Source organism: Eubacterium sp. AF16-48 (genome assembly GCF_003479405.1).
In the GTDB taxonomy this organism is placed as follows: Bacteria; Bacillota; Clostridia; order Lachnospirales; family Lachnospiraceae; genus Eubacterium_G; species Eubacterium_G segne.
Genome location: NZ_QUHB01000028.1, coordinates 1 through 999, shown reverse-complemented (window position 1 = coordinate 999; position 999 = coordinate 1). Strand labels below are relative to the sequence as shown.

Genomic DNA, 999 nt, shown 5'->3' with positions numbered 1-999 from the left:
ACTTTAACCTTTTTAGCTTTTGACCATTTTCCTGTGTAAGACTTCTTTCCTACCACCTTAATAGCCTTTGCTCTTACATATAATTTCTTTTTATTCTTTATTTTGCTGCTCTTAACTGTAAATGACAACTTCTTTACTGTTTTCTTTACAAGTACCTTCTTAAAGTTCTTTGATGTAGAAATCTGTACCTGATATTTTGTTGCTCCCTTTACTTTCTTAAGAGAAATTTTTGCCTTAGCTGAAGCTTTCTTCTTTGAAGCTGATTTTACTTTGGCTGTTCCAACTTTTACCTTAGCTGTTGTAGGTGCTACTGTCGGCTTCTGTGTTGGCTTTTCTGTTGGAGCTGCTGTAGGTGCCTCCGTTGGCTTTTCTGTTGGAGCTGCTGTAGGTGCCTCCGTTGGCTTTTCTGTTGGGGCTGCTGTAGGAGCCTCTGTTGGTGCTTCAGTCGGTGCCTCTGTTGGTGCTTCAGTCGGTGCCTCTGTTGGAGTTTCCGTAGGAGCTTCTGTCGGCTTTTCAGCAGGTGTATCAATCTTGCTGTCATCTAAAACATTTCCTTCTGCATCCTTTACAACAGGGGTGAAAAATTCTATAGGATTGGTCAGACCTACCCAACCCATTCCTACTACAAATTCGCCTTTTCCTTCTCCGTCAGCTGTAAATGTTCCTGTTAATGTCTGTGCTCCTCCATTTAATTGAATTTTAGCTTTGTTGTTTGTTACCATTACGTTTCCATCATTAGATGCTGCAACTATGTTCCATTCAACTGTGTATGTAGCATTAGGTGTTAAATTATAAAATTTCTTAATAACCTGTAATCCCCATGCATCATTCCAGTTGCTGTTTGTCTGCTGAACTATAACATGCTTTGCATCTTTTTCATCGATTCCTGCCTTAGCAGTTGAAGCATTCCAGCTGGTTCCCAAATAGATTTTATAACCACCTAAATCAAATGTTCCTTCTTCATTAAATTCCTTGTCTAATTTAATCTCTGAACCAGGA

At 39.4% G+C, this 999-nt stretch carries 1 pseudogene; it reads right to left on the bottom strand.

Annotated features, from left to right (window positions below):
• Window positions 1–999 (bottom strand): annotated as a pseudogene (locus tag DWW68_RS13285) (hypothetical protein); the annotation flags it as partial.